The sequence below is a fragment of the Streptomyces sp. P5F9 genome (assembly GCF_057961495.1).
This window is the reverse complement of sequence record NZ_JBXVPZ010000434.1, coordinates 1-8,082: the sequence shown is the minus strand read 5'-3', so window position 1 is coordinate 8,082 and position 8,082 is coordinate 1. Positions and strand designations below refer to the sequence as shown.

General features: G+C 72.1%; 8 protein-coding genes. 3 read left to right on the top strand and 5 right to left on the bottom strand.

Annotation, left to right across the window (positions count from 1 at the left end):
* Positions 1–668 (top strand): cell division protein PerM (locus AC31A1_RS41530; RefSeq protein ID WP_489658267.1); only part of this gene is annotated, 668 nt, incomplete at its 5' end.
* A gap of 13 nt (positions 669–681) precedes the next feature.
* Here AC31A1_RS41530 and AC31A1_RS41525 read toward each other — a convergent pair.
* Positions 682–1,479 carry a hypothetical protein gene (locus AC31A1_RS41525; RefSeq protein ID WP_489658266.1) on the bottom strand — a complete coding sequence of 266 codons (798 nt, stop codon included), beginning with the start codon at positions 1,477–1,479 and terminating at the stop codon, positions 682–684.
* Between the two features lie 287 nt (positions 1,480–1,766).
* On the opposite strand from AC31A1_RS41525, the gene purN reads away from it, so the two are divergent.
* Positions 1,767–2,396, top strand: a complete 630-nt coding sequence (purN, locus tag AC31A1_RS41520) for a phosphoribosylglycinamide formyltransferase (protein ID WP_489658265.1) — start codon at positions 1,767–1,769, stop codon at positions 2,394–2,396.
* Complete coding sequence (purH, locus tag AC31A1_RS41515; RefSeq protein WP_489658264.1) at positions 2,393–3,991, top strand: bifunctional phosphoribosylaminoimidazolecarboxamide formyltransferase/IMP cyclohydrolase; 1,599 nt, start codon at positions 2,393–2,395, stop codon at positions 3,989–3,991. The genes purN and purH overlap by 4 nt, the downstream gene beginning before the upstream one ends.
* Before the next feature lie 87 nt (positions 3,992–4,078).
* On the opposite strand, the gene AC31A1_RS41510 is transcribed toward purH, so the two are convergent.
* The 4 genes from AC31A1_RS41510 to AC31A1_RS41495 form a co-directional block, all read right to left on the bottom strand.
* Entirely contained in the window at positions 4,079–4,549 is a 471-nt protein-coding gene (locus AC31A1_RS41510; protein WP_489658263.1) for a hypothetical protein, read from the bottom strand.
* Between the two features lie 65 nt (positions 4,550–4,614).
* Positions 4,615–5,553 (bottom strand): hypothetical protein, encoded by a 939-nt coding sequence (locus AC31A1_RS41505; RefSeq protein ID WP_489658262.1) that lies wholly within the window; start codon positions 5,551–5,553, stop codon positions 4,615–4,617.
* 93 nt (positions 5,554–5,646) lie between these two features.
* Positions 5,647–7,206, bottom strand: a complete 1,560-nt coding sequence (locus tag AC31A1_RS41500; RefSeq protein WP_489658261.1) for a protein kinase domain-containing protein — start codon at positions 7,204–7,206, stop codon at positions 5,647–5,649.
* Entirely contained in the window at positions 7,203–7,961 is a 759-nt protein-coding gene (locus AC31A1_RS41495) for an FHA domain-containing protein (protein ID WP_489658260.1), read from the bottom strand. The genes AC31A1_RS41500 and AC31A1_RS41495 overlap by 4 nt, the downstream gene beginning before the upstream one ends.
* Positions 7,962–8,082: the final 121 nt, after the last annotated feature.

Here is an 8,082-nt window from a genome sequence, read left to right as displayed (position 1 = left end):
CGCACACCCCCTCGGCGCACACCCCGCACACCCTCTCCGCGCACTCCCCCTCAGCGCAGGCCCCTTGGGCGCAAGGCCGCACCGCCGCCACCGCCCTGCTCGCCGCCGCGCTCTGTGCCGTAGCGCTGGGTCTGCTCGCGGAGTTGTCCGGGGGGCCGCTCGGGAGTGCCGCGCTCGCGCGGTTCGGGCCGGTGTGGTGGGAGACCGGGGGCGCGGCGCTGGCGTGGATCGCGGCGGTGGCGGTGCCCACGGCGCTCGGGCTGCGGGCGTGGCGGCTGAGGGAACGCCGGGTGCCCGCACCGACGATCGGGAAGCCGCGGGAGGCCGAGGCCGAGGTCGACACGGTGCCGGAACGCTGGTTCCGGAGGGCGTTCGCAGTCGTCCGGGGTCGGTTCGCGCGCAAGCCGGAGAACGCGGAGCAGCCGGTCCCGGTACCCGTGCCGGCGCAGGCTCCCGTCGACCAGCCGTACATCGCCTACGACCACGACCCCACGTTCGACCCGTACGACTTCCTGCCCGTCGACGTGCCGTCGGAGCCGGCGCCCACCCCCTGGTACGACGACGCCTCCCGCGAGGCCCGCTGGGCGGCCTTGAGGGAGGCGTCCACGCCACCGGAACCCGAGCCGTCGGAACATGCGGACGAGCCGGAACCGCCGGTGACGAACTGACCGGTGGCGTCTGTCAGTTGGCGGTACCCAGGAACCCCCGCAGCTCCTTCGGCAGGAGCTGGTTGCAGGACTGCTTGGCCTCGTTCGTGAGGGCGTCATTGGCGCAGGTGTAGTAGTCCTTGTAGACGAGCTGCGCGACGAACAACGCGGCCACCAGGGCGATCGCCAGGGACGCGGTGACCAGGCCGGTGATCGCCGCCGTCGTCTGCGGGCGGGCCTGTGTCTCGGGCACCGCCGGGGTGTCCGGGTCGGCGGTGGGGGACTTGGCGCGCAGGGCGCTGCCGCCCCAGTAGAGGGCCAGCGCGCCGAGCAGCAGGGCCACGTACGGCCAGCCGAAGAGGGCGAAGAAGAAGGCCCACATGCCGCTCAGCAGGGCGTAACGCGCGCGGCGCTGGGCCGGGTCCGTCGGGTCCCAGCGCATACCGCCCTGGCCGGGGCCACCGTTGCCCGGGCCCTCGGGGCCGCTCTGTCCGGTGGGGCCGCCGGGCCGGTCGCCGAAGTTGCCCGGGGAACGCCCCGGCTGCCGGTCGCTCCACTGGTTGCCCCACGGCGAGTGACCGCCGTCACCCTGCGGGGCGTCGCCGTCCTCGCCGTCCTCGCCGTCCTCGGGGCGCCGCGGCTGCCAGGGCCGGTCCGGGGTGCCCTCGGGCGGTGGCGCGAAGGGATTGTCGTCCTGCCCCGCACCGCTCTTCCCGTCCGAGGGCGCGTCGGGCGGCGACGAGGGCCGCTCCCGGAGCAGCACGGTGCCGCGCTCCCCTCCCTGCGCCGACAGCGGGGGGAACGTGAGGAGTCGCAGACTGCGGTCCGGCATCAAATGAGCGTCTTCCCCTTGGTGGTTACGTCTCCGACATGAGCTGCTGGTACCTGAACGCGTCGCACGACAACCGCGTTCCCGGACCCGCTCTCCCCAGACGCTACCTTCCGGCCACGCCCCCGTCCCGTGGGGGCTGTCCGGTGTGCCGGTATCGTTGCTGACGGTCGGCCGCTTCGTAGACTTCCCCGTATCCCGGGGCGCGAAGCATTCGTATGAACGCACGAGACATGCGGATGCACGAGCCGGCCGCACAAGACGACGCTCCCCCGAGAAAGGGCCCCGCCGTGGCCGCCAAGCCCGTGGCCAAGCGCCTCGTCGTGCTGGTCTCCGGATCCGGTACGAATCTGCAGGCGCTCCTCGACGCCGTCGAGGCCGCCGGCACCGAGGCGTACGGAGCCGAGATCGTGGCCGTGGGCGCGGACCGCGAGGGCATCGAGGGCCTCGCCCGTGCCGAGCGCGCCGGACTGCCCACCTTCGTGTGCAAGGTGAAGGACTTCGGGACGCGTGAGGAATGGGACGCGGCCCTCGCCGAGGCGACCGCCGCGTACGAGCCCGACCTGATCGTGTCGGCCGGGTTCATGAAGATCGTGGGCAAGGAGTTCCTGGCCCGTTTCGGCGGCCGGGTCGTGAACACGCACCCCGCCCTGCTGCCCAGTTTTCCGGGAGCCCACGGCGTACGGGACGCGCTCGCGTACGGCGCCCGGGTCACCGGCTGCACCGTCCACTTCGTCGACGACGGCGTCGACACCGGGCCGATCATCGCTCAGGGCGTGGTCGAGATCCGGGACGAGGACGACGAGAGCGCTCTGCACGAGCGCATCAAGGAAGTCGAGCGCACGCTGCTCGTCGATGTCGTGGGGCGGCTCGCCCGCAACGGCTATCGCATTGAGGGACGAAAGGTAGTTATCCAGTGACCGCCGAGAACATCGAGAGCGGCAAGCGGGCCATCCGTCGCGCGCTCGTCAGCGTCTACGACAAGACCGGTCTGGAAGAGCTGGCCCGCGGCCTGCACGAGGCGGGCGTGGAGCTCGTCTCCACGGGCTCGACCGCCGCCCGTATCGCCGCCGCCGGTGTCCCCGTCACCAAGGTCGAGGAGCTGACCGGCTTCCCCGAGTGCCTGGACGGCCGGGTCAAGACCCTGCACCCCAAGGTGCACGCCGGCATCCTCGCCGACCTGCGCCTGGAGAGCCACCGTCAGCAGCTCGACGAGCTGGGTGTGGCCCCCTTCGACCTGGTGGTCAGCAACCTCTACCCGTTCCGGGAGACCGTCGCCTCGGGCGCGTCCCAGGACGAGTGCGTCGAGCAGATCGACATCGGCGGCCCGTCGATGGTCCGCGCCGCCGCCAAGAACCACCCGTCGGTCGCGATCGTCACCAGCCCCGCGCGCTACGCCGACGTCCTGAACGCCGTACAGAACGGCGGCTTCGACCTCACCACCCGCAAGCGGCTCGCGGCGGAGGCGTTCCAGCACACGGCGTCGTACGACGTGGCGGTGGCGAGCTGGTTCGCGAGCGAGTACGCCCCGGTCGACGAGTCGCGGTTCCCCGACTTCCTGGGCGCCACCTGGGAGCGCGAGAACACCCTGCGCTACGGCGAGAACCCGCACCAGCCGGCCGCGCTCTACGTCGACACTGCATCCATTAGCGGCTCCGCCGCGGGTAGCGGTGGCCTGGCTCAGGCCGAGCAGCTGCACGGCAAGGAGATGTCGTACAACAACTACACGGACACGGATGCCGCCCGCCGTGCCGCGTACGACTACGAAGAGCCCTGTGTCGCGATCATCAAGCACGCCAACCCGTGCGGTATCGCGATCGGTTCGGACGTCGCCGAGGCGCACCGCAAGGCACACGCGTGTGACCCGCTGTCGGCGTTCGGCGGTGTGATCGCGGTCAACCGCCCGGTGACGAAGGAGCTGGCCGAGCAGGTCGCGCCGATCTTCACCGAGGTCATCGTCGCGCCCGACTACGAGGAGGGCGCGCTGGAGATCCTCGCCAAGCGGAAGAACCTCCGCGTGCTGAAGACCCCGGCCGGTCCGTCGAACGCGGTCGAGGTCAAGCCGATCGACGGAGGCGTGCTGCTCCAGGTCACCGACCGCCTCCAGGCCGACGGCGACGACCCGGCCAACTGGACGCTGGCGACGGGCGACGCGCTCTCCGAGGCCGACCTCGCCGACCTCGCCTTCGCGTGGAAGGCCTGCCGCGCGGTGAAGTCCAACGCGATCCTGCTGGCCAAGGACGGTGCCTCGGTCGGCGTCGGCATGGGACAGGTCAACCGCGTCGACTCCGCGAAGCTCGCCGTCGAGCGGGCGGGCGAGGAGCGGGCGCGGGGTTCGTTCGCGGCCTCGGACGCGTTCTTCCCGTTCCCGGACGGGCTTGAGGTCCTGACCGAGGCGGGCGTCAAGGCCGTTGTCCAGCCCGGCGGGTCGCTCCGCGACGAGCTGACGATCGAGGCCGCGAAGAAGGCGGGCGTCACGATGTACTTCACGGGGACGCGGCACTTCTTCCACTGACGACTCGCGCACGCCAGGAGTACGGGGCTCCCGCACAGGTCGACCTGTGCGGGAGCCCCGTCGGTTCCGCGTCGGTTCCGCGGTGGATCAGGTGAGCCAGACCGAGCAGGAGCCGGACGTCACCCACTTGTGGGAGCGGATGTTGTTGTCCACGACGAAGCCGTTGCTGAAGGAGTTGTCGGTCAGGTTGTCCGCGAAGTACTCGTTCGGGGACAGACAGGTGTAACCGCCGCTGTAGCCGGTCAGGTACCAGAACTGGACGACGTCGTTGCCGCCGGTGTAGCCGGCGTTCATGACGGACGACGCCCGGTCCCAGGCACCGGCGAAGCCGCCGCCGGCCGCGTTCCAGTCGCTGTCGTTGCCGGCTGTGACGCCCAGGAGCGTGCCCTGGCAGTCCTGGCCGTCCCAGGCGTAGACGTTGCCGTTGCGGCCCGGCCACTTGTTGTTGCAGCCGGTCACCTGGGCGCCGGTGTCGGACGCCTGGGCGGCCGTGGCGGGCACGCCGAGCCCCAGGGCGGTCAGGCCGATGACGGCCGCCGCGATGGCGAGTTTGCGCATGGTGGATCCCCCTTGTTTTCGAGTGGGTGGTGCGAATCCGCGGGTATGTGTCGTGCTGGTCCGCGTCAGGCGCGTTGCGGCACGATCCGTACCGCGCGGTCGTACGCCTGCCGCTCAAGGCGCCGGTAGGTGTCCAGCGCCTCGCCGTATCGGCCGGGCAGCCGGTCGACGTAGTACGTCTCCCGGGCCGTGGCCACGGTCTTCAGGGAGGTCGCGCGGGCGCACGTGGCGTCGGCGGCCGCGGTCCTCCGTTCGGTCGCGAACGCCTTGTCCGCGCCCGCGGTGCCCAGGCGGGCGGTGTTCTCCCGCACCGCGTCCCGGGCGGCCTGGGGGTCGGGATAGGAGAGCCCGGCCCGTTTCACGCACCGGGACCAGGCGCTCACGGCGCTGGTCAACTGCCGGTCGTGGAGCAGCTGTTGGTCGTACAGGGCGGGCAGGCCGGTCGCGGTCTTCGAGGCTTGGAACCAGTCGGCGGGGTCGCCGTAGAGCGTCTCCTCGGCCTGCTTCGTGCAGCCGCCGAGGCGGGTGCGGACCTCCTGGCCGCCGCCGGGCAGCCGGGCCGAGAGGATCTGGACGTCGTTGCCGCCGTCGAGCGCCTTGTCGAAGGCGGCCCGGCGGGTGGTGGACAGGCTCTGGCGGTAGGCCGCGATGGGGTTGTGCAGGCGCAGCTGGTCCTGCCGTGCCTCGATGCGGCCGCCGTAGCCGTTCTGGCGGGCCCATGCCACGTCGTCCTGCACGTACCGCACCGGCATGCTCTCGCGGAGGGTCAGCGTGCGGTCCTCCCAGTACGCGAATCCGTGGCTGTTCATGCACCGCTTGGTCAGGCGCTGCTGGGCGTCGCCGATCCGGAGTTCCTGCTGCCAGGTCAGCGGCTGCGGCTCACCCCGGCCGGCCGCCGTGCCGGCCGGCCCCGGGGTGTCGGAGTCCGGGCCGTGACCGCATCCGGTCACGACGGCCCCCGTCACCGCCAGGGCCGCACACAGCGAAGCGAACGCACGCTTCATCACACGCCCCCGTTTCCCCCTGCCACCCCGTCCAGGGCGGCACTCACACCGTGGGGCACGCAGACCGCGCGGGGTACCTCGGAACTCTCAGGGTCACGTCCCGCCGGGAGGCGTGTACTCCTTGAGGTAGTGCGCGACACGGGCGGCGTAGGCACGGTTCTTCGGGGGAACGCCGCCCGTGTCGTTCACCTTCTTGTACGACGTCCGGTAGGCGGCGGCGATCAGTACGCGGCGGTCGCCGGGCAGGGAGGTCTTCAGGCCACCGTCGATGTAGCACAGGTAGCGGCCCATGGCCGGGATCGACTGGGCCGGGGTCAGGGGCGGGGCCGGGGTCGCCGAGGCCGGGGCGCCGTCGGCGCGGATCCACCAGCGCAGGACGGCCGGTGTCCAGCGGGCGATGCCGTACTCGCCGCCGCCCGGCACGGACGGGTCCGAGAGGTTGGGGTCGAAGTTGCTCTCCGCCTTCAGCATCGCCGCGATGAGGGCCGGGGTGACCTCCGCCCGGGGGCACTCATGGGCCGAGTCGACGATCAGCTTGCGGTACTGGACCGGGACGCCCTTGTCCGTGCGGAGTTCGGAGGCGCCGTACACGGCGGTCGAGCTCTTGGCCTCCGGGGATGCTTCCGTGCCCGTGCCTGCCCAGTGGCTGATGCCGTACCCGGCGGCGGCGACGGCCACCGTGGCGAGCACCGAGCCGACGGTCACGGCGGTCCGGTGGCGGTGCGGCAGCAGGCCGCGCGGCAGCCGGGGCGAGGTGCCGGTGCCGGCCGCCGACTCGACGCGGCGCAGCAGGGCGGCCGTGGAGATGCGGTCGGCGTGGGTGCGGGTGAGGCAGGCGCGGACGATCTCCCGCCAGGCGTCGGGGAGTTCGGGGGAGAGACGTAACTCGTCGGTGCCGGCGGCGTAGGAGGCCGCCGCGTCCCGGCGGGCCGCCGGGGTGGTGCCGGGGAGGGGGAAGGAGTCGGCGAGGACCAGGTGGGCCAGGACTCCGAAGGCCCAGACGTCCGCGGAGGGGCGGATGCGGCGCCCGCGTTCGTCGATCTCCGACCAGAGGACTTCGGGGGGTGTGTAGTCCGGGGTGGAGAACGCCGGCGTGTACGCGTGCGTGCCCTCCAGTTCCGCCGCCATGTTGAAGTCCGCCAGACGGGCCGAACCGTCCTTCATCAGCAGGACGTTGGCCGGTTTCAGGTCACCGTGCACCCAGCCCGCGCGGTGCAGCTGGGCCAGCCCCTCGCAGATCTGCGCGAGGAGGACGGGGCCGGTGTCGGGGCGCGGGGTGCCGGACAGCAGGGACGCCAGCGATCTCTCCGCCTTCTCCAGTACGAGCACGGTGGCGCCGTCGAGGGCGGGGCGGGACGGGTCGTCGACGGTGAGCGTGTCGTACATCCGGATCAGCCGGGGTCTCTTCAGGCGCCGGTGCAACTCGACCTCGCGCTCGACGAGTTCGCGCAGATGGGCGAGTTGGCGCGGGGTGCCCGTGCCGGTCGGCAGGAATTTCAGGGCGGCCGTGCCGGGGAGGTCCTCGCCGGGTACGTCGGCGGTGCGCCGCGCCTCGTAGACGCTGCCGAACGCGCCCGTGGCGATCGGTGCCCGCACTTCCCACACGCCGACGCGGTAGCCCCGGGGGACGTCGACGGCGTATGGCTCGGTCACCGCGCTAACCGGCCCGTCGGTGCGGCGGTGAGGACGAGCAGGTCGTCCTCCCGGACGAGGTCGAAGCGGAGCGCCAGCGACACCAGGGACTCCTTCTTGCCGTTCAGGCGCGGGCCCTGGTCCGCCTCGTCCGGGCCGGGCTTCAGGCGCAGCTTCACGGCCAGGTAGTCGATGTTCCACTGGACCGAAGTGCGGGACGCGGCGGGCCAGTTGGGGCGCAGCCGGTCGACGACCTGGTCGACCGTCGGCAGCGGGGCGTGCGGTTCGCCGCGCAGCCGGGGTTCGCACAGGGCGGCGAGGACCGCGAAGTACCGCTTGGTGCGGTCGACGGAGAACGCGGGCGCGGTGGTCTCGCCGACAGCGTTGTCGCCACCGGCCTCCGCGTGCAGGTAGTCGTGGCGGGGCGCCCACACCTCGATGGGCAGCAGGTCACCGGCCGCGGGCAGCACGATCCGCGAGAACTCGAAAGGCACCGGGGCGTCCAGCCGCCCCGGCCCGACCTTGATGTGCTCGCCCGCCCCCTCCGGGTTCTCGACGACGTACGTCTGCTCCCGGCTCAGGTTGCTGAGCGTCCAGAACGAGCCCTGGGCGCCGATCTCACCCGCCCTGCGCGACACACCCTCGTGCGCGATCGGCAGGTCGGCGCCGCACCCGGCACGTCCGAAGCTGAGCCGCTCACCAGGGGCGAGCCGGTGCTGGGTGCGGTTTCGCTCGTCCTCCGAAGTGGGCGGAGGTACCACGACGATGCTGTACAAGGTGCGTCTCCCCGTGCCTGACAGCTACCCATGTCAGGGTAGGACGACGTGCCGGGCTGGCGTCCCCCTTCTGCGGGCGAGACCCGGGGTGTGGCGCTTATTGGCGCGAACTGTTCAGTGG

Bases quoted from the DNA above. Each gene is read 5' to 3' on its own strand.
- AC31A1_RS41510 (WP_489658263.1), bottom strand. From the start codon at position 4,549: ATGCGCAAACTCGCCATCGCGGCGGCCGTCATCGGCCTGACCGCCCTG.
- AC31A1_RS41505 (WP_489658262.1), bottom strand. From the start codon at position 5,553: ATGAAGCGTGCGTTCGCTTCGCTGTGTGCGGCCCTGGCGGTGACGGGG.
- AC31A1_RS41525 (WP_489658266.1), bottom strand. From the start codon at position 1,479: ATGCCGGACCGCAGTCTGCGACTCCTCACGTTCCCCCCGCTGTCGGCG.